General features: G+C 72.3%; 20 protein-coding genes, 1 tRNA gene and 1 riboswitch. Of the genes, 10 read left to right on the top strand and 11 right to left on the bottom strand.

Annotated elements, in window-relative coordinates; translation table 11 throughout:
• The first annotated feature begins 120 nt into the window (after window positions 1-120).
• Window positions 121-672, top strand: coding sequence for a phosphoribosyltransferase family protein (locus ACTMS2_RS02240; RefSeq protein WP_441173813.1), 552 nt, complete (start codon window positions 121-123; stop codon window positions 670-672).
• 100 nt (window positions 673-772) lie between these two features.
• Here ACTMS2_RS02240 and ACTMS2_RS02245 read toward each other — a convergent pair whose 3' ends face one another.
• Window positions 773-1,309 carry an alpha/beta hydrolase gene (locus ACTMS2_RS02245; protein WP_441173814.1) on the bottom strand — a complete coding sequence of 179 codons (537 nt, stop codon included), beginning with the start codon at window positions 1,307-1,309 and terminating at the stop codon, window positions 773-775.
• A gap of 104 nt (window positions 1,310-1,413) precedes the next feature.
• Here ACTMS2_RS02245 and ACTMS2_RS02250 point away from each other — a divergent pair, with 104 nt between their 5' ends.
• Window positions 1,414-1,845: an ASCH domain-containing protein gene (locus ACTMS2_RS02250; RefSeq protein ID WP_441173815.1), complete on the top strand. Its 432-nt coding sequence runs from the start codon at window positions 1,414-1,416 to the stop codon at window positions 1,843-1,845.
• Window positions 1,846-1,957: 112 nt separating this feature from the next.
• Here ACTMS2_RS02250 and ACTMS2_RS02255 read toward each other — a convergent pair whose 3' ends face one another.
• Complete coding sequence (locus ACTMS2_RS02255; protein ID WP_441173816.1) at window positions 1,958-2,839, bottom strand: LLM class flavin-dependent oxidoreductase; 882 nt, start codon at window positions 2,837-2,839, stop codon at window positions 1,958-1,960.
• Window positions 2,840-2,930: 91 nt separating this feature from the next.
• Between ACTMS2_RS02255 and ACTMS2_RS02260 the strand changes: the two genes are divergently transcribed.
• Both ACTMS2_RS02260 and ACTMS2_RS02265 read left to right on the top strand, forming a co-directional pair.
• Window positions 2,931-3,251: a PadR family transcriptional regulator gene (locus ACTMS2_RS02260; RefSeq protein WP_089003778.1), complete on the top strand. Its 321-nt coding sequence runs from the start codon at window positions 2,931-2,933 to the stop codon at window positions 3,249-3,251.
• Window positions 3,252-3,338: 87 nt separating this feature from the next.
• Entirely contained in the window at window positions 3,339-4,436 is a 1,098-nt protein-coding gene (locus ACTMS2_RS02265; protein ID WP_441173817.1) for a hypothetical protein, read from the top strand.
• Between the two features lie 22 nt (window positions 4,437-4,458).
• On the opposite strand, the gene ACTMS2_RS02270 is transcribed toward ACTMS2_RS02265, so the two are convergent.
• From ACTMS2_RS02270 to ACTMS2_RS02280, 3 genes are all read right to left on the bottom strand, one after another.
• A complete protein-coding gene (locus ACTMS2_RS02270) occupies window positions 4,459-5,238 on the bottom strand; it encodes a DUF4253 domain-containing protein (RefSeq protein WP_441173818.1) in 780 nt (259 codons plus the stop codon).
• Window positions 5,239-5,505: 267 nt separating this feature from the next.
• Entirely contained in the window at window positions 5,506-6,216 is a 711-nt protein-coding gene (locus ACTMS2_RS02275; protein ID WP_441173819.1) for a class I SAM-dependent methyltransferase, read from the bottom strand.
• A 121-nt stretch (window positions 6,217-6,337) separates the two neighbouring features.
• Window positions 6,338-7,282: a hypothetical protein gene (locus ACTMS2_RS02280; RefSeq protein ID WP_441173820.1), complete on the bottom strand. Its 945-nt coding sequence runs from the start codon at window positions 7,280-7,282 to the stop codon at window positions 6,338-6,340.
• 238 nt (window positions 7,283-7,520) lie between these two features.
• Here ACTMS2_RS02280 and ACTMS2_RS02285 point away from each other — a divergent pair, with 238 nt between their 5' ends.
• The gene (locus ACTMS2_RS02285) at window positions 7,521-7,967 is read left to right on the top strand and encodes a hypothetical protein (protein ID WP_441173821.1); all 447 of its coding nucleotides are present in this window, start codon (window positions 7,521-7,523) and stop codon (window positions 7,965-7,967) included.
• A 205-nt stretch (window positions 7,968-8,172) separates the two neighbouring features.
• Here the strand turns inward: ACTMS2_RS02285 and ACTMS2_RS02290 are convergent, their stop codons facing one another.
• On the bottom strand, window positions 8,173-8,649 hold the full coding sequence (locus ACTMS2_RS02290) for a hypothetical protein (protein WP_441173822.1): 477 nt from the start codon (window positions 8,647-8,649) through the stop codon (window positions 8,173-8,175).
• Window positions 8,650-8,915: 266 nt separating this feature from the next.
• Here ACTMS2_RS02290 and ACTMS2_RS02295 point away from each other — a divergent pair, with 266 nt between their 5' ends.
• Window positions 8,916-9,653, top strand: coding sequence for a VOC family protein (locus ACTMS2_RS02295; protein ID WP_441173823.1), 738 nt, complete (start codon window positions 8,916-8,918; stop codon window positions 9,651-9,653).
• A gap of 164 nt (window positions 9,654-9,817) precedes the next feature.
• Here ACTMS2_RS02295 and ACTMS2_RS02300 read toward each other — a convergent pair.
• Window positions 9,818-9,891, bottom strand: a tRNA-Gly gene (locus tag ACTMS2_RS02300).
• Between the two features lie 305 nt (window positions 9,892-10,196).
• Between ACTMS2_RS02300 and ACTMS2_RS02305 the strand changes: the two genes are divergently transcribed.
• Window positions 10,197-11,183, top strand: a complete 987-nt coding sequence (locus ACTMS2_RS02305) for a zinc metalloprotease (RefSeq protein WP_441173824.1) — start codon at window positions 10,197-10,199, stop codon at window positions 11,181-11,183.
• Window positions 11,184-11,328: 145 nt separating this feature from the next.
• Here the strand turns inward: ACTMS2_RS02305 and ACTMS2_RS02310 are convergent, their stop codons facing one another.
• Window positions 11,329-11,880 carry a pyridoxamine 5'-phosphate oxidase family protein gene (locus tag ACTMS2_RS02310; protein WP_441173825.1) on the bottom strand — a complete coding sequence of 184 codons (552 nt, stop codon included), beginning with the start codon at window positions 11,878-11,880 and terminating at the stop codon, window positions 11,329-11,331.
• A gap of 78 nt (window positions 11,881-11,958) precedes the next feature.
• Here ACTMS2_RS02310 and dcd point away from each other — a divergent pair, with 78 nt between their 5' ends.
• Window positions 11,959-12,537: a dCTP deaminase gene (gene dcd, locus ACTMS2_RS02315; protein ID WP_363622692.1), complete on the top strand. Its 579-nt coding sequence runs from the start codon at window positions 11,959-11,961 to the stop codon at window positions 12,535-12,537.
• 54 nt (window positions 12,538-12,591) lie between these two features.
• Here the strand turns inward: dcd and ACTMS2_RS02320 are convergent, their stop codons facing one another.
• The gene (locus ACTMS2_RS02320) at window positions 12,592-13,632 is read right to left on the bottom strand and encodes an NlpC/P60 family protein (RefSeq protein ID WP_441173826.1); all 1,041 of its coding nucleotides are present in this window, start codon (window positions 13,630-13,632) and stop codon (window positions 12,592-12,594) included.
• Window positions 13,633-13,644: 12 nt separating this feature from the next.
• Window positions 13,645-13,778: riboswitch (cyclic di-AMP (ydaO/yuaA leader) on the bottom strand.
• Between the two features lie 238 nt (window positions 13,779-14,016).
• On the opposite strand from ACTMS2_RS02320, the gene ACTMS2_RS02325 reads away from it, so the two are divergent.
• Complete coding sequence (locus tag ACTMS2_RS02325; protein ID WP_441173827.1) at window positions 14,017-16,038, top strand: N-acetylmuramoyl-L-alanine amidase; 2,022 nt, start codon at window positions 14,017-14,019, stop codon at window positions 16,036-16,038.
• A 64-nt stretch (window positions 16,039-16,102) separates the two neighbouring features.
• Here the strand turns inward: ACTMS2_RS02325 and ACTMS2_RS02330 are convergent, their stop codons facing one another.
• Window positions 16,103-17,101, bottom strand: a complete 999-nt coding sequence (locus tag ACTMS2_RS02330; protein WP_441173828.1) for a C40 family peptidase — start codon at window positions 17,099-17,101, stop codon at window positions 16,103-16,105.
• Window positions 17,102-17,405: 304 nt separating this feature from the next.
• On the opposite strand from ACTMS2_RS02330, the gene ACTMS2_RS02335 reads away from it, so the two are divergent.
• Window positions 17,406-18,086, top strand: a complete 681-nt coding sequence (locus tag ACTMS2_RS02335) for a GOLPH3/VPS74 family protein (RefSeq protein ID WP_441173829.1) — start codon at window positions 17,406-17,408, stop codon at window positions 18,084-18,086.
• Window positions 18,087-18,147: 61 nt separating this feature from the next.
• Here ACTMS2_RS02335 and ACTMS2_RS02340 read toward each other — a convergent pair whose 3' ends face one another.
• Window positions 18,148-20,346: a (Fe-S)-binding protein gene (locus ACTMS2_RS02340; RefSeq protein ID WP_441173830.1), complete on the bottom strand. Its 2,199-nt coding sequence runs from the start codon at window positions 20,344-20,346 to the stop codon at window positions 18,148-18,150.
• Between the last annotated feature and the right edge of the window lie 136 nt (window positions 20,347-20,482).

Genomic DNA, 20,482 nt, shown 5'->3' on the forward strand with positions numbered 1-20,482 from the left:
CGATCATCCGACCCGTGGTGGCCCGGGCGGCCCGGGTATGGCTGCGGCTCGGCGCCCTGGAGCCGGATGCGGGGTGAGGGCCGGGGCGCCCGGGTCGCTCCCGTGGCGGAGGATGGGTGCATGCCATCCGAGCTGAGCGGACGCCTCGCCGCGCTGGTCAGGTGGATCGACCCCGGCCCCGGCGCCAGCCACCTGGTCAGCGACGTCTCCGGCTGGTGGCGGGACGCGGAGGTCCTCGCCCGGCTGGGACCGGCCCTCGTGGCGCCGTTCCGGGCCGCCCGGCCCACGGTGGTCGTCTCGCCGGCGGTCACCGGCTACCTGCTCGGCCCACTCGCGGCGACGGCGCTCGGGGTCGGCTTCGTACCGGCGCACAAGCCGGGCGACGGGCGGCTGCCCGCCGGGCCGCTCACCTGGGCACAGAGCCCGCCGGACTTCCGGGGCCGGCGGGTCGACCTGGCCGTACGCGACCACGGGCTCGGCCGGGGCGACCGGGTGCTGGTGGTGGACGACTGGGTGGCCACCGGGGCGCAGGTCCGCGCGCTCTACGAGATCTGCGCCGCGCGCGGGGCGGAGCCCGTCGGCACCGCCACCGTCGTGCTCGACTGCCCCCCGGCGGTCGCCACCGAGCTGCGCGTCCGGGGACTGGTGGACGGCGCGGACCTGACGGCTTGACCTGAACCTCGGCTCGACTCCGAGGATCGCCCCATGGGTGAGATCCTGCCGCCGTGGCGGCGCTGCGGCCGGCGCGCGTGGCCGCCACCGGACATGCCGGTCAGCTGATCTGAACGAAGTCCTCGACGGCCGTGCAGACCCGGCCGAGCGCCTCCGCCGAGCGGGCCAGCGGGCCCGGCACCATCAGCGCGTGGTCGGCCTGCTCGATCTCCACGACGTGCGGGGTGAGCCGGCGGGCGAGCGAGCCGTCCCAGGATGGATCCGCCGTGCCGCCCACCAGCAGGAACGGCGCGGTGGCGCGGCGCAGGCCGTCGACCACGGCGGGCACGTGCAGCAGCGGGGTCAGCCAGACGGCCGGCAGCCGGCGGTCGGCCGCGAGCGGCGTGGCCATCGAGCCGAGCGACTTGCCGACCAGCAGGTCCGTGGGCTCGGCGAGGGTCGGGGCAACCTGGTCAATCACCCATTCGACGGCCCGCCCCGGCCCCTCCCGGTCGGGCGCCAACCGCTCCGGCACCTCCCACGTGACGGCATGCAGGGCGTAGCCGGCGCGGCGCAGCGCCTCGCCGGCGTAGACGAAGAGCGGGAACCGGGTGTCGTAGCCCCGACCGGGGATGAGCACCACGCGCCTGTCCGCCATGCCGCCTCCCGATCGTCGCCCCACCCACCGTAACGCCCGCCGCACCCACGGTGGGGGCGGAAATGCCACGGCGGGTGGCGGGCGGCGCCGGTACCGTCGGCAGGATGTGGCCTCGGATCGGTGGACTGCGCACCCTCGCCCTCGGCACCCCAGGTGAGCTGCGGACGCGGCTCAACACCCTGGTCCTCGCCGGGGTGAAGACGGCGACCGCCGGGCTGACCACCGAGTACGCCGAGGAGGGCGAGGAGCTGGAACACGTCGGCGAGCGGCTGACCCTCGTCGACGACGAGGACGTGCTGGTCGGCGTCGTGGAGGTCACCGGCGTCGAGGTGGTCCGCTTCGCGGACGTGCCGTGGGACTTCGCCCGCTCCGAAGGGGAGGGTGACCGTTCCATCGAGGAGTGGCGGGCGGGTCACGCCGCCTACTGGGCGCGCGTGGGCACCCCCGTGACCGACGACAGCGAGGTCGTCTGCATCCGGTTCCGGCTGGTCTCGGGCGGCGACGGCGGCATCGCCACGGGGGACCTCGGCACCTGAGCGCGCCCGGCCACGGCCGACCACGACCGGGCAGTGCGCGTGGGCGGCCGCGATCCGCCGCACCGGCCGGGACACCCCGTCCCGCCGCTGCCCGACGCGACCGTCGGCGTGCTCAGGCGCGACGCAGCTCGGGCAGCAGGCGGGTGGCCACGTCCACCAGGACGGCCTCGTCGCCCGCGTACCAGCTGCTGTCGCGGGGCCAGTGCGTGACCACGTCGGTGAAGCCGAGGGCGGCGGCCCGGCCGACCTGGTCGGCGAAGAACTCGGCACTGCTCAGGGAGAAGACCGGCGCGGAGTCGAGCGAGAGGTAGCGGTCCAGGGTGCCCGGGTCGCGGCCGGCCGTGGCGAGCGTCGCGTCCATCCGGGCGGCGGCCTCGGCCACCTCGTCCCACCAGCTCTCCAGGTCTTCCACGGCGGGGCCGGTGGTGACCCAGCCCTGGCCGAAGCGTGCTACCAGCCGCATCGACCGGGGCCCGTTGGCGGCCACCACGAACGGCACCCGGGGCGTCTGCACGCAGCCCGGGTTGCTCCGGGCGTCCACGGCGGAGAACCACTCCCCACGCCAGGTCGTGCCGTCCTCGCGCAGGATCAGGTCGAGCAGCTCGGTGAACTCGGCGAACCGGTCCACCCGCTGGCGGGGCGGCAGCGTCTCTCCACCCAGCACGGCCGAGTCGAAGCCGATGCCGCCCGCGCCGAGGCCGAGCAGCAGCCGTCCACCGGAGACGTCGTCGAGCGCGGTGACCTGCCGCGCGAACGCCGCCGGGTGCCGGAAGTTCGGCGAGGCGACCAGCGTGCCGAGCCGGATCCGGGAGGTCACCGTCGCGGCGGCGGTCAGCGTGGTCACGGAGTCGAACCAGGGCCCGTCGACCAGGTCCCGCCAGCCCAGGTGGTCGTACGTCCAGGCGTGGTCGAAGCCCCACTCGTCCGCCTGCCGCCAACGGCGCCGGGAGTCGGACCAGCGCTGGTCGGGAAGGATCACGATGCCAATCCGCATGACCGCCAGCCTAGGACCGCCGTCGCCCGGCCGCCCGTACGGGCCTTGACCATATATCGATGATCTGACTATCGTGTCGCCCGTGACCGCGATGCGTGAGCCGACCTTCCTGATCCTCACCGCGCTGGCCGGGGGTCCACGGCACGGCTACGGCATCATCCGGGAGGTCACCGCCCTGTCCGCGCAGCGCGTCACCCTGCTGCCGGGCACCCTCTACACGGCGCTGGACCGGTTGCACGCGCAGGGGCTCGTCGCACCCGACCGCGAGGAGACCGTCGACGGCCGGCTCCGCCGCTACTACCGCCTCACCCCGGACGGGATCCGCGCCCTGGACGCCGAGACCGTCCGGCTGCGCCAGCTCACCACCGCCGCCGAGACCCGGCTGCGCGCGCTGCGCCCCGGCACCGCCTGACCGCCCGCACCAGCGGGAGCCCGTGCGCCGCACCGCCTGCCACCTCCCGCACCGGCGCGCCGGTGCGTACCGATCGGAAGGACAGCCATGCCGACGACCGGCGACCCGCTCGCCCGCCGCTACCGGCGGCTGCTGTTCTGCCATCCCCGCGCCTACCGGCGGGCCCGGGCCGACGAGATCGTCGGGGTCCTGCTCGACGCGGCGCCGGCGGGCCGCACCCGCCCCACGCCGCGCGAGGCCGCCGACCTGATCCGGCACGGCCTGCGCTGCCGGCTGGGCCGACCGGCCAGCCGCACGGTCGGCGTCTGGGCCACCCTCACCGCCGTCATCTGCGGCCTGTTCACCGCCGCCCTCGCCACCCGCGCCGCCTGGGAGACCTCCGCCCCGCAGCCCGACCGGGCCGAGACCGCCGCCGTCTTCGCCGCCGTGCTGCCCGGTCACGAACTCGGCGACGTCGACCTGGCGCCGGCGCTCTTCACCTTCTACAGCCAGCCGCTCACCGTGCGGGCACTCGACAACCTGCTGCTCGGCGACGGCGGCGAATACCAGCAGAGCGCCGTCGTGGCCGGCCCCGCCGGACCGCCCCGGATGTCCGCCGACGAGACGCTCGCGCTGGCGCAGCGGCGCCTGCGCGAGACCGGCTGGCAGGTGTACGAGCCGATGGTCCGCAACAACCCGGGCTGTGTCGACAAGACGTGCGTCCCGGTCGTCACGTTCACCGACACCACCCTGCTCGCCCGGCGTGGCGACACGGTCCTCCAGCTCCAGGTGGCCGCCCCGCCCTCGCCCGACGGCAACCACCTGTCGCTGGCCCTGAGCCGCACGGCCCCGCCGGCCGTGCTGCCGGCCGGTGTCGCCGGCGGACTGCTCGGGGCGGCCCTCGGCTGGCTGGTCTTCGGTTGGGCCAGCCGGCGCACCGAGGCGGCACACCCCGCCCGGGGAGCGGTCGGCGTCCTGCTCGCGATCACCCTGTTCCTCTGGTGGACGCCCGTCCTGCTGACCGTTCCCGGCCTGCTGCGACACCACCGCGCCGAGCCGCACCCGACCTGGCACCCGCTGTGGGAGTGGCTGGGTCAGCCGGCGGCCTCCCTGCTGTTCGTGGTGGGTACGGCGAGCGCGCTGCTGACGCTGGCGCTGGCCGCCGTACCCCGACGCAGCCCGCTGCCCACGGCCGCCGTCGGCTGACGCCGCCCGACGTGGTCCGAGATCAGTCCCACCAGAACGACCAGGAGTGCACGCCGAGGAGTTCCTCGGCGTAGGCGGCCAGCGATCCGGCGCCCTGCCAGACGTTGTCCGGGCAGAAGGCGAAGTGCTCGGCCGCGACCGCCAGGGCGTGCCCGGTGGTGGTCGGTGGCGCGGCCACGCTGACGTACAGGGTCGCGAACCCGACACCGACCACGCGCACGCCGAACCGGTCCTCCCAACTCCGCAGCACCGCCGAGATCTCCCCGGCGTCGCCGGTGTGGTTGGTCGGGCCGGACCAACCCGCCACGGCGAGGGTGTCCGCGCCGCGGACAGCCGGCACGAGCCCCAGACGCGTCCGCCCGTCCACGAGAAACTCCGCGCACTCGTCGGCGAGCTGGGCGGGCGGCTCCGCCTGGTCGCCGGGCATGGCGAGGCCGGGCCAGTCCTGGCCGAACGGGGCCGTGACGACCGACCCACCGTCCTCGTCGGTCGTCGCACAGTCGGCCCACCACCGGGCCAGCAGCTCCGCCACGTCGTGCAGCTCCGGCGACGACATGTCGGCCGGAGACACCTCGCCGACGACCCACGGGCGCCTCTCGTCGCTCGACAACCCGGTCAGCAGCAGCGGCCAGAGCCCGGACTCCGGGTGCCGCGACCGCAACCGCGCCCACAGCCCCGGATCAGGTGGAGCGTCGCTCAGCCAGTACGGCGGAGGCCCGCCGTCCTCCGGCTCGACCGTGCGGCCGGACGGCAGCGTCGTAGGCGGTAGCGAACTCAGCAACTGGGAGAGGTCCGGGATCACGGCGAGAGCGTAGGCGGCCCGTACGACCTAACCGGCCCTCCTGCGACGCCCCGGGCCCATGCGGCTCGTCCTGTCGGCGGAGCCCGCCCGGTCGGCCCCGGTGGACCCGGCGGCCTCGCCGCTGGCCGACCGACGTAGGTCGGCACCTGGCCGGGCGTGCCGGACGCCCGGGCGGTCCAGGGCGGCATCACACGCACGCGGCGGCCTCGCCGCCGCCGGACCGGCCGTGGGTCTCGGCGGTGTCGACGGCGCGCAGCGGTACGGGTGTCAGGCCGGCGTCAGGATCAGCCAACCGAAGCCGACGACGTCGCGGTAGCCGTCGAGGTATTCGGCACGCCGCTCGTCGGCGAACGCACGCGCCTCCGGCGTGCCGAGGCGTTCGATGCCCGCACGCCAGTCGGACTCGAAGTCGTCCCACTCGGCGATCGTGGACACGGCGATGTGCAGCGGCCGGAATCCCGCGTCCACCGCGAGCTGGGCCAGGGTCGCCAGGTCGGGCAGGTCGCCGAAGGTCTCACGGACCTGCTCGCCGGGTCTGGTCTGGTAGAAGCCGTCGGCGAACAGCAGTTTCCCCCCGGGGTTGGTGAGCCGGCGCAGCGCGGTGAGGGCTGTCGCCGAGTCGCCCCAGATGTGGCCGGCGCCGACGTTGACGACGAGGTCGGCGGGCCGGTCCCAGGTGGCCGCGTCCGCGCTGTGGAACGTGACCCGCTCGGCGGCTCCCCGTTCCGTCGCGCGTCGCCGGGCCCGTTCACCGTCGTCGGCGTGCCGTTCCACGCCGTCGCCGGCGATGCCGTGAGCCTCGCACAGCCGCAGGAGCAGCTCGCCGTTGCCGCAGCCCAGGTCCAGGGCTCGCCAGCCCGCCCCGGTGGGGGCCAGTCGCCGGACCAGGTCCGCCACCCGATCCTCGCCCAGCGGCGCGTTGTAGGTCAGGTTGGCCGCGGCGGCGGCCAGGTACGTACTGCGGTCCTGGTTCTTCACCGGGCCACGGTACGACAGTGTGCGGTTGCCCGAGGGACCTCGAAGGCGGTGGCCGGGACTCCCCGGTTACACGCAGGGCCCGGAACCGGGGTGGTGCCGGGCCCTCGCGCGCTGGTGAGGTTCAGCCGGCCGTGATGGTGAACGAGGTGGTGTCGTCCGCCGGGTCCACGTCGGTCAGGCTCACCACGTAGTCCGAAGTGGGCGTGTATGAGCCCGTGCCCAGTTCACCCGCCGGAGTGCCGGCCGGCGCGGTGAGGATGACGTCGAAGGTGCGCACCTCACCGGGTACGAACCGGCCGCCCGGTACGGTGAACCAGTCCCCGGAACTCGGCATGTCCTGCGGCTCGATGTGGTCCACCACGACGCCGGCCGGCAGGTCGGCGATGACGTTGAGCCCGAAGGAGGGCGCGTCGTTGCCGTACCGGACGGTCAGCGGCATGCGGCCCTGGAGGCTCCCGTCCGGGAGCCGGTCGAGCCTGACCTGGTTCGCGCTCAACGAGACGTCGGTCTGGGTCGCCTGCACGTAAGGCCGGGGCTTGGTGATCTTGCCCTTCGTGGAACGGAAGAGGGTCGTGAACGGGGCGCTCTGGACCGGCTCCTGATCGCCGTTCGGCACCACGCCGATCCAGCTGCCGTCGACGACCATCGGGTAGTCCCGAGGGGTCGTCCGGACGTGGAACCGGACGCTGTGCGCCCGGCTGGCACCGGACGCCAGCTCGCCGCTCCCGCTGCCGCAGTTCACCAGGGTCCGGACGCCGACCGCGCCCTGCCAGACGCAGGCGTCCTCGGGGAATACGTGGCCCTCCGCGGCGCCGGCCGGTTCGAGGAAGCTCAGGCTGTAGTAGCTGGCGGTCGGGCCGTTGTTCGTGACCGTGGCGTTGAGCGTGCCGACGTAGCCCTGGTCGGTCGGCTCCAGGATCAGCCGCTGCGCCGTGATGGACAGCGTGCCGGTGCTGTGCGGCGCGGCGACGGCCGGGGCCGCGCTGGCGACCGCGGCGGCTGCAACGACCGCCAGGCCGAGCGCGGCAGCCGAGACGCGACGCCCTGTGGACAGAGTGATGGACATGCTGGACGCACCTTCCCCCGTGGTTCATCACGCGCCGTAGCGGACGCATGCTGCCCGAGCAACATAACCAGGCTCGTCCCGTCCACGCTGTCCCCGGGGACGAAACGGACCAGCCGCCTCGATCTGCCCTGCCGGCGCTGGCTCTGCCGCCGGTCCACTCGGGACGAACGCAGCGGCACGTAGCCGGAAGGGACGCGGGGGCGGCCATCTTCTGGCTCCCCACTGACATGCTCGTCGCATGCACCCTCACCAGCCCCGCTACGAGCCGATCATGGTTCCGCCCGTCCGCCCGGGCCGATGGCGGGTGTGGCTGGGGGTCGCCGCCGGGGCACTCACGCTGTCCTACGCCCTGTTCACCATCGGTCAGGTGCGCTACCTCGACGCGAACGGCGTCACCACTCGGGCCGAGGTCGTGGACAGGCAGCTCGGTGGCCGCTCGGACTTCGTGCGCGTACGCGTCAGTTCCGGGGAGGAGACGAACCTCTGGGCGTGGGAGGGCGCTCCCGAGGTCGGCGAGACCATGACGGTGGTTCACCTTCGGGAGTCGAACTGGGCCAAGGACACCCGCGCGTTCGCGCCGGAGGGAACTGTCTGGCAGAACCTGTGGCTGGGCGCCCTGTTCCTCGGCGGAGCGCTGTGGCAGCACCGCCGCACCCGGCGCGCGTCCGAACCGGGCGGGTACTGACGCGGAGAGTGATTCCGGCAGGCCGGACCGGCACCACTCGGGCAGGCTCTCCGGGCGCCACCGGCCGTCGCGCTTGATCGACTGCCGTTGCTGGTTGGCCGGTACCGGGGCAGACCGGGGTTCGATGCCTGGCCAGGACGGCACTTGGCCTGCCGCCCCGGTCCCGGGGCGGCAGGCCAAGGGGTATTCGACCGACGGACGGCGGTCAGGAGTTCTTGGGGAGTTCCTGGGGCCACCGCTGGCGGTCGACGCTGTCCCGCCAGTCGGCCACCGGGCCCGATCGCCCAGCAAGGGCCGCTTCCCGGTCGACGACCGGGAAGTCCGCCCCGCCAACCAGCTGGTGCGTCCCACTCCCCTGCTCCGTCTTCGCCGCCAGCACATAGGTCGTGCCGGGCCGCAGCAAGGGCTCGCCCTCCACCCGCCAGGTGTCCTTGCCGAGGGTCCCACCCAACTGGACCACCCGCAGCGTCTTGACCGGCTCGCCCTTGAGGGTCATGTCCACTGTCACGTCGAAGACGGTGTAGGGCGCGCCGTCGCGCTCCTGCACCTCGGCGACACGGTCCACCGTTGCAACGACGACGTAGTCGGCGAACCCGGCCACCTTCGTCTCATCCTTCACATCGAACGCGTAGGACGAGTGCACCGAGTGCATCTCACCCGCGCGCAGCGAGTCGTAGGCCAACCACCCACCAGAGGCCACCGCGACAGCGACGGCGCCTACGACCAGCGGTCGAACAAGGCGGCGGTTCATGCTCAGGACCCCCATACGCTGTGATACGAGTTGATGTCCCACGACTGCAGGTTGTTGCTCATGTTCGGGTTGTAACAGGCCGGGCACGAGTCCATCACCGCGATCTCCGGCCCGTGACCGGCTGACGCCGCCGATGCGATCATGACCAGCTGGCACGGGGCACCACCGCCGTCTCGACGGGCCCTAGCATCTCCGGCATGGCAACGCGGCTCGTACAGATCAACATGAAGGCTCGGGACGACTCGGCCCTCGGCGGCTTCTGGGCGGAGGTGCTCGGCTGGGGAGTCTCCAGCGAGGGACCCGGCGTGACCAACCTCGAACCCGAGGGCTTCGTCTACCCCGACCCCGTCGCCGTCTGCCTCGACCTCGTCGTCTCCCCGGAACCGAAGACGGTGAAGAACCGCGTGCACGTCGACCTCGCCACCACCTCTGCGGCCCATCAGGCGGAGATGGTCACGCGCCTGAAGGAACTCGGCGCGGCACCCGCCGACGTAGGCCAGGGCGACGCCCCGTGGACGGTCATGGCCGACCCGGAGGGCAACGAGTTCTGCGTCCTGGACCCCCGTCCGCTCCACCGCGACACCGGGCCGATCGCCGCGGTGGTGGTCGACTGCGCGGATCCGCGAGCCATGGCCCGCTTCTGGGGCGAGGCCACGGACTGGACCCTGCACGAGGTGACCGACCACCACGCGGTGCTGCGCTCCGCCAAGGGCGTCGGCCCATACCTGCGGTTCCTCCGCACACCCGACGTGAAGACCGTGTGGAACCGCGTCCATCTCGACCTCCGCCCGTACCCGGGTGACGACCTGGCGGCCGAGGCGGCCAGACTGCGAACCCTCGGCGCCACCGTCATCGACCTCGGCCAGGACGATGTCCCGTGGACCGTCCTCGCAGACCCGGAGGGCAACGAGTTCTGCCTCCTCACCCCCGGCTGACCCGACCCTCGCCAGCCGCTTGCAGAGGGGCGCGGCGACAGGTGGAGCTAGGCGATCGGCTGCTCCGTCCAGGGAACGGACCGCGGAGCGATCGGCCGATAGGCGCTGGCCGTGGAACTACGAAGGCCCCGACCGGATTCAAGTCCTGGTCGGGGCCTTCGCGCTGGAGCGGGTGACGGGAATCGAACCCGCACTGTCAGCTTGGGAAGCTGATGTTCTGCCATTGAACTACACCCGCAGGCGGCACCACTGTACCTGAGTCGTCACGCCGGTGCACCCAGGTACCCCTCCGCCGCTCCCCGGTGTCCCAACCTTGGCAGCGAACGGCCCCACAGGGGCGTGAACCCACCAAGATCTCGCCGCGGCCTCGTCGGGCCGCCGGCCGCCCACCAGCAGACGTCAGCCGCGCCGCCGCCAGGAAAAAGTTTCACCGCGGCAACATATGGGCGTTCTCAAATCCTTCGATCAGTTGTAACGTCTGCCCAACGTTCTCAGCCACGGCGTGACATACCCCCTGTCGCGTCGCCAGAAAGAGGTGGGCCCATGGGACTCCGTCCCAACCTGCTGACCCGGCGTACGGCCGGCGTCGCGTCGACGACCCTCGCGCTGCTGCTCAGCACCGCCGCCGTCGGCGTCGTGCCGGCCGCTTCGGCCTTCTCCGCCGCCCCGGGCGAGGTCTGCGTCGAGCCGGCCGACGTCCACTCGGACGCCCGCATCAAGCCGGGCGGCGGGGCCAAGCACGAGCCGAACGAGCTGACCCTCGCGGAGACCCGCGAGCGCGAGGCCGACCTCGCCGCCGCCCTGCGCGAGCGGGCCCGGTTCCGCGCCGGCGCCGGCGCCACCACGATGGCGGCCAGCGTCACCATCCCCGTGGTGGTGCACGTGATCCAGGAGAACAGCACCCGGGCCGGCGGCAACATCCCCGACTCGATGATCAACTCGCAGATCAGCGTGCTGAACCAGTCGTTCAGCGGGGCGACCGGCGGCGCGTCCACCGCGTTCAGCTTCCAGCTCCAGAAGATCAACCGGGTGACGAACCCGTCCTGGTACCCGATCGTGCAGGGCTCGTCGGCGGAGCGGTCGATGAAGACCTCACTGCGTACGGGCGGCAAGAACACCCTCAACATCTACCTGGGCGAGCTGAGCGACAGCCTGCTCGGCTGGGCGACCTTCCCGACCCGGAAGCTCAACAGCATGGACGGCGTCGTCGTGCTGAGCGAGTCGCTGCCGGGCGGCACCGCCACCAACTACAACCAGGGCGACACGGGCACCCACGAGGTCGGCCACTGGCTGAACCTCTACCACACCTTCCAGGGCGGCTGCTCCGGCTCGGGCGACAGCGTCAGCGACACCGCCGCCGAGGCGTCTCCGGCCTCCGGCTGCCCGATCGGCCGGGACACCTGCACCGCCCCCGGCGTCGACCCGATCACCAACTTCATGGACTACAGCTACGACTCCTGCATGTACCAGTTCACCGCCGGGCAGGCCAGCCGCATGCTGACCGCCTGGAACGCGTACCGCGCGGCGTAGTTCCGCCGTACGACCGCACCGGTGCCGGCCTCGCTCGACGGGGCCGGCACCGGCGTCTGCGCGGCCGGCTGGGCGCGCGGGAGCGGGACGGTGGTCACGGTGTGGCGCCCCGGGCGGGGGATGGCCCGGGGCGCCACACCGCGTCTCAGGCGGCCGGGCGGGCGGCGTGGCCGCCGGCGCTCCCCGACCGCGTCTCGGGCAGCACGGCGGTGCCGGCGGCGGCCGCGCCGGGGTCGAGCCACACCTGGACGGCGGGCCGGCCGTGCGACTCGGCGGCACCGCCTGCCACGCCGGACTCGCGGCGGGCCAGCATCGCCACGTCGACGGTGAACTCGAAGACCCGCCAGTCGACCTGCGGCGCGGCCCGGTGGCTGCGGGCCAGCCGGGCGACCCGGGCCGGATCGGTCACCGGCCGGGCGTGGCCGGCGACGTAGGCCTCGTCGTCGCTCTCCTCGGGCGGGAAGGAGTGCAGCGCGTAGCGGCCGTCGCGTTCGAGGTCGCGCCGCTTGGGCGAGTCGACGACGAAGCAGAAGAGCCCCTCGTCGGTGATCACGGGGGAGACCGGGTGCACCCGGGGACCGCCGTCGGCGCGGACGGTGGCCAGGTAGCCGAAGCCCGGCCCGTACTGCTGCATGAGGAGGCGGATCCCGTCGGCGAGGCGGGGCTCGTCGGCGGCGAATTCGGACCAGGAAGCCATGCCGGCATTCTATCGAACAAACGTACGAAGACGCACTCCGACACGCAGGTCACGCGTGTCGCTCGCTAAGGTGTGCGGATGCTGCTCTCCGACCGCGACCTGGCCTCCGAGATCGAGGCGGGGACGCTCGCGCTGGAGCCGTTCGAGCCCGCGCTGGTGCAACCGTCCAGCATCGACGTACGCCTGGACAAGCTCTTCCGGGTCTTCAACAACCACCTCTACACCCACATCGACCCCGCGCAGCAGCAGGACGACCTCACGTCGATGGTCGAGGTGCCCGAGGGCGAGCCGTACGTGCTGCATCCGGGCGAGTTCGTGCTCGCCTCGACGCTGGAGGTGATCTCGCTCGGCGACCAGCTCGCCGGCCGCCTGGAGGGCAAGTCGAGCCTGGGCCGGCTGGGCCTGCTCACCCACTCCACGGCGGGCTTCATCGACCCGGGCTTCTCCGGCCACGTGACCCTGGAGCTGTCCAACGTAGCGAACCTGCCCATCACCCTCTGGCCAGGCATGAAGATCGGCCAGCTCTGCATCTTCCGGCTCTCGTCGCCGGCGCAGCACCCGTACGGCTCGGCCGTCTACGGCTCCCGCTACCAGGGGCAGCGCGGGCCGACCCCGAGCCGCTCCTGGCAGCACTGGCGCACCTGGCCGACGCGCTGACCCGACCCTCGGCCGCGCGGAGGGCCCCCGCCGGGCAGGGACCCCCCGGGCACGTCAGCCGGGTCGGCCGTAGCTGTGGATCGGGCCGTCGTCGACCTTCTTCATCCTGACCGGCACCCCGGCGCGGGAGGCGTGCACCACCCAGCCCCCGCCGACGTACATGCCGACGTGGTGCAGGTCGCTGTAGTAGAAGACCAGGTCACCCGGGCGCAGTTCGCCCCGGCTGACGGACGCGGTGGCCCGGCGCTGCTGCGCGGCGTTGTGCGGCAGCGAGACCCCGGCCTTCGCCCAGGCGGCGAGCATCAGGCCGGAGCAGTCGTACGAGTTCGGCCCCTCGGCGCCCCAGACGTAGGGCTTGCCGATCTGGGCACAGGCGAACTTCACGGCGGTGCCGGCCGGACCGCCGGGATAGCCGGCCGGGCACGGGGCGGGACGCAGCGGCCCGCCGCCGCCGTTGCCGTAGACGCGCAGCCGCAGCTTCTGCAACCGGTCGATCTCGGCGTTGATCTGCTTCTTCTTCGCCGCGAGCTGGGCCTCGGTGCGGCTGAGCTGGGCGACCATCTCGTCCAGCGGCGCCTTCTTCGCGGCCAGCCGGTCGCGCAGCTCGGCGACCTGCCGTACGTCCTGCTGCTGATGCTGGGCGAACCGGTCGAGCAGTTCGAGCTGCCCGACCATCTCGCCGGGCGACCGGCTGCCCAGCAGGGCGTTGACGACGGAGACGTTCTCGCCCTTGTAGGCGCGGGCGGCCAGCGCGCCCACCTTCTCCATCGCCTGGTCGACCTGCTTCTCCAGCGGCCCGATCTGCGCGGCGAGCGCGTCGGCCTGCTTGCGCCTGGCGGCCAGGTCCTGCCGGGTGGCGTTGTGCCGTTCGATGACCGGTTCGAGCTTGTTCCAGTCCTCGTCGATCTGCCGCTCGATCTCGGCGACCGTCGGTTCGGCGTGGGCCGCCGTGGCGCCGCCGGTCAGGACGACGGCGAACGCGGCCAGGGCGGCGAGGGCGGTGGTGCAGCGGTACCAGCGTGGGCGCGGCGCAGCCGTCGTCGGATCGGCCGGGGCCGACCGGACCGACGGTGGCCGCGGGGCATGGTGTGCCACCGGGTTCCGTACTCCTTCTTCCGGACCGCCTACCGGGTTAGCTGACGGGTTCGGGCGGGAAGGGGCGCCCTACCGCAGGGGCTGCGGATTCACCCCGGGTACCTGGGTCCCCGGCTCGCTCGTGAGCGACTCGGCGGTGTCGGACCGTCACCGCCCTGGGTGGACGGATTGTCACCGGCCGACGAATGACCAGAGTAGAGACGACCGTTATCGATCCGCAACCCTCCGGGCGGTGACACTCCGTACTCACCAGGACCCGGCGGATCCGCAACCCGGAGGACGAAGATTTTCTTCCTTCTGAAGTGTCTGACGGAAAGGTATTGACCGGAGGCGGTGGACGGGGCGAAGGTGGCCCCACCTTTGCCCGCCCGAACTGGGGGTCTGATGCACCTGTCAGCGACATCGAGGAGCAGACGCGTCCTGCTGGCCGCCGCCGTGGCCGCCGCCCTGGCGGCAACGCCGCTCACCGCCGCCGGATCCGCCGCCGCCGCGGCGCCGACGACCGACCGGCAGCAGCAGTACGCCGCCGCGGCGGCCGAGTACGGCGTGCCGGAGAGCGTCCTGCTCGGGGTCTCCTACCTGCAGTCCCGCTGGGACACCAACGCCGGCACGCCGAGCACCAGCGGCGGGTACGGACCGATGCACCTCACCGACGCCGAGCACGTCGCCGCCTCCGGCGGCACCCACCACGACGAGGGAACCGAGGACCCGCGCGGGGACGACTCCCGCCGGTCCCTGGCCGAGGCCCACGAGCCGCCGGCCGCCGCCCCGCCCGCCGAGGCGGCACTCCGTACGGTCGACGCCGCCGCGGAGCTGACCGGCGCCAGCGAGGAGGCGCTGCGCACGGACGTCACGACGAACATCCGGGGCGGCGCGGCGCTGCTGGCCGCGTACCAGAAGGAGATCGGCGCCCCGGTCGGCGCCGGCACCGACCCCGCGGCCTGGTACGGCGCGGTGGCCCGGTACTCCGGCGCGGACAGCGCCGACGCCGCGGCGGCCTTCGCCGACGAGGTGTACGCCACCATCGCCACGGGCGACAGCCGGCTGACCGACGACGGGCAGCGGGTCACGCTCGCCGGCAGCGCGGTCCGGCCGGAGCGCTCCTGGCTGGACCGGCTGCGCCTGCGCAAGCTCGCCCGGCCCGACGGCCTGGAGTGCCCGAGCGACATCTCCTGCGAGTGGATTCCGGCCCCCTACCAGCAGTACGGCCCCACGCTCGGCGACTACGGCAACCACGACCTGGGGAACCGGCCCGTCGAGCAGAAGATCGAGTACATCGTCATCCACGACACCGAGGGCTACTTCGGTCCCAGCGTCAACCTGGTCAAGGACCCGAAGCGGGTGGGCTGGCACTACACCCTGCGCTCCGTGGACGGCCACATCGCCCAGCACATCAAGACCAAGGACGTCGGCTGGCACGCCGGCAACTGGTACGTGAACTCGAAGTCCATCGGTCTCGAGCACGAGGGCTTCGCGGGGCACGGCACCTGGTACACCGAGGCGATGTACCGCACCTCCGCCAAGCTGGTCCGCCACCTGGCGCGGGCGTACAACATCCCGCTCGACCGCAACCACATCATCGGGCACGACAACGTCCCCGGCACCGTCGCCTCGACCGTGCGCGGCATGCACTGGGACCCGGGTCCGTACTGGAACTGGTCGCACTACTTCGACCTGCTCAAGGCGCCGTTCAAGTCGACCGGCACGCACCGCACCGGGCTGGTCACCATCGACCCGGACTTCGCCACCAACCAGCCGCAGTTCACCGGCTGCAACCGGCAGCCGCCGGGCGTGCCGAACCCGCCCCCGGCGACCGCCCCCTGCCCGCTGCGCGGCTCCTCGGCGCTGTTCCTGCACAACGCGCCGAGCCACGACGCGCCGCTGCTCAACGACATCGCGCTGCGGCCCGACGGCACCCCGAACACCATGTACGTCTCCGACCACGGCGCCCGCGTCTCGGCCGGACAGACGTACGCGCTGGCCGAGGTGCGGGGCGACTGGACCGCCATCTGGTACCTCGGCCAGAAGGGGTGGTTCCACAACCCCGCCGCCAAGCCGACGGCGAAGTGGTCCGTCGGGCTCGTGGTGACCCCGAAGGCCGGCAAGGCCACCATCCCGGTGTACGGCCGCGCCTACCCGGAGCAGGCCGCGTACCCGGAGGGCGTGCCGTACCAGGCGATCTCGCCGCTGCAGTACACCCTCTCGGCCGGTGAGCGGTACGCCGTCGGCAACCTGCTCCCCGGCGAGTACTACCGGGCCGTGACCTTCGACGGCTCCGCCCCGGGTGACCGGACGGTCGTCCGCGGCGACAACCGGTACGTGCAGATCCAGTTCGGTCACCGGATCATGTACGTCAACCTGGACGACGTGAACCTGGTGCCCTCCCCGCTGGGCGCGCCCCGCTGATCCACCCGCACGAGAAGAGCCCCCGGTCGATCCGACCGGGGGCTCTTTCGTCGCGTACGCGGGATCAGCCGGGCCTGCGGAACCCGGCCACCGGCATGGTGTTGATGCTGGAGACGTTGACCGGCTTGCCGGCCCGGGGCGCGTGCACCATCTTGTCGTTGCCGAGGTAGAGGCCGACGTGGTGCAGGTCGCTGAAGAAGAAGACCAGGTCACCCGGGCGCGCCTCGGAACGCGGGATGGCCTTGCCCTCGTTCCACTGCGCACCCGTGAAGTGCGTCAGGTGGATCCCCGCCGCCTTGTAGGCGTACTGGGTGAGACCGGAGCAGTCGAACGAGTTCGGGCCGGTGGCACCCCAGACGTACGGGTCGCCGACCTGCGCGCAGGCGGTACGGATCGCGGTGCGGGCCGCGTCGCTGACCACGCCGTTGATGGTCGGGCACTTCTCCGTCTTGACGGTCGTGACCGGCAGCGACGCCTCGAGCTTCTTGATGTCGGCGTCGATCTGCTTCTTCTTGGCAGCCAGGTCGTTCTGCTGCTTCGTCTGCGAGACGATCAGCGTGTCGAGCTTCTGCTTCTCCGCGTCGAACTTCTGACGGACCTTGGTCACGCCCTCGAGCTGCTTACGCTCCTGAGCGGCCAGCCGGTCCAGCAGCGTCAGCTGCTCGGTCAGCGTGTGGGGCTTGGCGCTGACCAGCAGCGCGCCGATCTCCTGCGACGGGCCGGAGATGTAGTAGCGGGAGGCGAGGTCGCCGACCCGGTCCATCGCCAGCTCGCTCTCCAGCGCCAACGGCTGGATCTTCTTCTGGAGATCCTCCGACTTCTTGCGGTTGACCTTCAGCTGCGCCCGCACCTTGTTGTACTGCTCGATGGTGGGCTCGAGCTGCCGCCACTTCTGGTCGATCGCGGCCTCGATCTCGTCGACCGAGGGCTCGGCGTGGGCGGGCGCGGCGAGCATGCCGGCGCCGACGACCGCCGCGGCGACCAGGGTGAGCAGACGGTGGGCGGCCCTGCGTAGGCCACCCGGACGAGCAGACCGTCGAGGTGCGTGACGATGAGGGGGCATGGTTGCCACCGGCACCGACTCCTTTTGCAACCCGGCCGCTTGGCGCCTCGCGCGAGGGAAAGAGGGGCGAGACAGACGACCCACAGCGGCCGGTGCCCAACATTAGGGAAGGCCGGCAGCGGAATCAAGGCGACCGAGGTCCACTTCACGCCTGCGCAACCGCTTGCACACCAAGGGTATCGGCCCGCTGCTCAACGAGGGCAGTCGATGCAGCGGGGGACGTGACGACGCCCGGGAGGGTGATGGCGACCCCGGGCGCGGCGCGAAGGCCGCCCGCTTCACCGGGCCCGGCTACCGTCGGGACATGGCACCGCTCACGCTCGCCCACGAACTCGCCCTGCTCGGCTACGACGACGCGGGCGTCAACCGGCTCGGCCGGCCCACGCTCGACTACGGCCTGGCCGGTGCCCTGCTGCTGGAACTGGCGCTCGCCGGCCGGGTCGAGATCGCCGACGGCCGGCTGGTGGTGACCGATCCGACCCCCGTCGGGCAGCGGCAGCTCGACGACGCGCTGACCCGGATCGCCGCCGACGAGAAGCGGCGCAAGCCGACGGACTGGATCAGCCGGCTCGCCAAGGACCTGCCCGAGCAGGTGCTGGACGGGCTGGTCACCGCGGGCGTGCTCCGCCGCGACTCGGACAAGGTGCTGTGGGTCTTCCCGCGTACCCGTTATCCCTCGTCCACCGGCGCGGAGCCGGCGGTGGAGACGCAGGCCCGGCAGCGGATGGTCGCCGCCGTGGCCGGGGACGGCCCGGTGGACGGGCGTACGGCCGCCCTCATCGGCCTCGCGCGGGCCGTCGGCCTGGATCGCAAGCTCTTCGCGGAACTGTCGAAGGAGCACGTCAAGCGCCGGCTGACCGAGATCGCCGCCGGCGACTGGGCGTCCGCCGCCACGCGGAAGGCCATCGAGGAGACCCAGGCCGCCGTGCTGATCGCCACCACCACGGCGACCACGGCCGTCATCATCACCACCACGAGCTCCTGAACGCCGACGGCGGCGGCACCGGGAGGGTGCCGCCGCCGTCGGGCGTCGCAGGGGGTACGCGTCAGCCGGCGACCGGCAGCCGCTCGGTGTCGGTGCCGCCCGGCGCATCGGGCTTGACCGACCGGAGCAGCACGCTGGCCACGTCGACGACCTCGACCTCTTCCCCGGCGCCCTTGCCGTTCACGCCGTCGTTGAGCATCGTCGAGCAGAACGGGCAGCCGACGGCGACCGTCTTCGCCCCGGTGGACATGGCCTCCTCGACCCGGTCCACGTTGATCCGCTTGCCGATCTTCTCCTCCATCCACATCCGGGCGCCGCCGGCGCCGCAGCAGAAGGAGCGCTCGCTGTTGCGGGGCATCTCGGTCAGCTCACCGGAGATGGCCGTGCCCAGCACCTCGCGCGGCGGGGCGAAGACCCGGTTGTGCCGACCCAGGTAGCAGGGGTCGTGGTAGGTGACGCCGCCGTCGACCGGCTGCACCGGGGTGAGCTTGCCGGTGGCGACCAGGTGCGCCAGGAGCTGCGTGTGGTGGACCACCTCGAACTCGCCGCCGAGCTGGCCGTACTCGTTGCCGAGGGTGTTGAAGCAGTGCGGGCAGGTCGCGACGATCTTCCGCTTGCTCTTCTCCCGGCCCTCGAACGCCTCGTTGAGGGTCTCCACGTTCTGCTGCGCGAGCATCTGGAAGACGAACTCGTTGCCGATGCGACGGGCCGGGTCGCCGGAGCAGGTCTCGCCCTCGCCGAGGATCGCGAACTTCACGCCCGCCTCGTTGAGCAGCGTGGCGACCGCCCGCGTGGTCTTCTTGGCCCGGTCCTCGAACGCGCCGGCACAGCCGACCCAGAAGAGGTACTCGAAGTCGTCGACCTCGCCGACCCGCGGCACCTCGAAGTCCAGGCCCTTGGTCCAGTCCTCGCGGGTGTTCTGCGGGGCGCCCCACGGGTTGCCCTTGTTCTCCAGGTTGCGCAGCATCACGCCGGCCTCGGACGGGAAGCTCGACTCGATGAGCACCTGGTAGCGGCGCATGTCGACGATGTGGTCGACGTGCTCGATGTCGACCGGGCACTGCTCGACGCAGGCGCCGCAGGTGGTGCAGGACCAGAGCACGTCCGGGTCGATGACGCCGCCCTCCTCGGCGGTGCCGATCAGCGGCCTCTCGGCCTCGGCGAGCGCGAGGACGTCCATGTGGGCGAGCTGGGCGGCGGTCGCCTTCTCCTCGCCGGTCAGGTCCTTGCCGCCGCCGGCCAGCAGGTACGGCGCCTTGGCGTACGCGTGGTCGCGCAGGCTCAGCACCAGCAGCTTCGGCGACAGCGGCTTGGCGGTGTTCCAGGCGGGGCACTGCGACTGGCAGCGGCCGCACTCGGTGCAGGTGCTGAAGTCCAGCAGGCCCTTCCAGGTGAACTGCTCGACCTGGGCGACACCGAACTGGTCCTTCTCGGGGTCGGCCTCCTCGAAGTCCAGCGGCTTGCCCTGGCTCGTCATGGGCCGCAGGGCGCCGAGGCCGGAGACGTTGGCGCCGGGGTCACGCTTGAAGAAGATGTTGAAGAAGGCCAGGAAGCGGTGCCAGGCGACGCCCATGGTGACGTTGAGCGCGATCACGATGAGCCAGGTCATCGAGATGGCGATCTTGATGAGCGCGGCGATGCTGACGCCGGCCTCCCAGTTCGGCAGCACGCCGCCGACGGCGTGGCTGAGCGGGGTGGCCCAGACCGGGTACTCGAAGTGGTCGGTGGCGACCTTGAAGCCCCGGATGACGAAGCCCATGATCAGTACGGCGAGGATGATGCCCTCGACGAAGTAGCCCTGCCACATGGTGGAGCCGGTGAACCGGGAACGCCCACCCGGCCGGGTCGGCCGGTTACGGAGCCGGATCGCGATCAGCACCAGGATGCTGACGAGGCCCAGGATCGCGAGCCACTCGGTGACCAGCCCGTAGATCGCCCAGTTGCCGACCAGGGGCAGCCCGCCGGTCGGGGAGACGACCTCGAAGTACGCCTCCAGCACCAGCAGTGACAGCACGATGAAGCCGACCATCACGAACCAGTGGGCCGCACCCACGACGCTCCAGCGGAGCATGCGGGTGTGGCCGGCGGTCTCGGCCAGCATGGTCTTGGTGCGGGTGCCCTTGTCACCGAAGCGGGTCGGATCCGGCTGACCCAGCCGGATGACGGCCACCATCTTCATGACCGCGCGTACCGCAAGCCACACCGCCACGGCGGTGATGGCGAACGCGAGGATCGTGGTGACGATCTGGACGCTGCCCATCGAGTTGGCCTCCCCGGTCTGCTGCCTGTCGAGCGGCTCGGCGACCGGGGCCGGGTCAGGGCGCGATCGGCGAGCCGCAACTGCCGCACCCTCGACCGGACCGGTCGATGACCTCGCTCCGCTCGGTCATGCAGTG

The sequence above is a fragment of the Micromonospora sp. SD12 genome (assembly GCF_052068495.1).
GTDB lineage: Bacteria > Actinomycetota > Actinomycetes > Mycobacteriales > Micromonosporaceae > Micromonospora > Micromonospora echinofusca.

Coding starts and splice junctions, on each gene's coding strand:
- ACTMS2_RS02240 (WP_441173813.1), top strand. CDS start 121: ATGCCATCCGAGCTGAGCGGACGCCTCGCCGCGCTGGTCAGGTGGATC.
- ACTMS2_RS02245 (WP_441173814.1), bottom strand. CDS start 1,309: ATGGCGGACAGGCGCGTGGTGCTCATCCCCGGTCGGGGCTACGACACC.
- ACTMS2_RS02250 (WP_441173815.1), top strand. CDS start 1,414: ATGTGGCCTCGGATCGGTGGACTGCGCACCCTCGCCCTCGGCACCCCA.
- ACTMS2_RS02255 (WP_441173816.1), bottom strand. CDS start 2,839: ATGCGGATTGGCATCGTGATCCTTCCCGACCAGCGCTGGTCCGACTCC.
- ACTMS2_RS02260 (WP_089003778.1), top strand. CDS start 2,931: ATGCGTGAGCCGACCTTCCTGATCCTCACCGCGCTGGCCGGGGGTCCA.
- ACTMS2_RS02265 (WP_441173817.1), top strand. CDS start 3,339: ATGCCGACGACCGGCGACCCGCTCGCCCGCCGCTACCGGCGGCTGCTG.
- ACTMS2_RS02280 (WP_441173820.1), bottom strand. CDS start 7,282: ATGTCCATCACTCTGTCCACAGGGCGTCGCGTCTCGGCTGCCGCGCTC.
- ACTMS2_RS02285 (WP_441173821.1), top strand. CDS start 7,521: ATGCACCCTCACCAGCCCCGCTACGAGCCGATCATGGTTCCGCCCGTC.
- ACTMS2_RS02295 (WP_441173823.1), top strand. CDS start 8,916: ATGGCAACGCGGCTCGTACAGATCAACATGAAGGCTCGGGACGACTCG.
- ACTMS2_RS02305 (WP_441173824.1), top strand. CDS start 10,197: ATGGGACTCCGTCCCAACCTGCTGACCCGGCGTACGGCCGGCGTCGCG.
- ACTMS2_RS02310 (WP_441173825.1), bottom strand. CDS start 11,880: ATGGCTTCCTGGTCCGAATTCGCCGCCGACGAGCCCCGCCTCGCCGAC.
- dcd (WP_363622692.1), top strand. CDS start 11,959: ATGCTGCTCTCCGACCGCGACCTGGCCTCCGAGATCGAGGCGGGGACG.
- ACTMS2_RS02325 (WP_441173827.1), top strand. CDS start 14,017: ATGCACCTGTCAGCGACATCGAGGAGCAGACGCGTCCTGCTGGCCGCC.
- ACTMS2_RS02330 (WP_441173828.1), bottom strand. CDS start 17,101: ATGCCCCCTCATCGTCACGCACCTCGACGGTCTGCTCGTCCGGGTGGC.
- ACTMS2_RS02335 (WP_441173829.1), top strand. CDS start 17,406: ATGGCACCGCTCACGCTCGCCCACGAACTCGCCCTGCTCGGCTACGAC.
- ACTMS2_RS02340 (WP_441173830.1), bottom strand. CDS start 20,346: ATGGGCAGCGTCCAGATCGTCACCACGATCCTCGCGTTCGCCATCACC.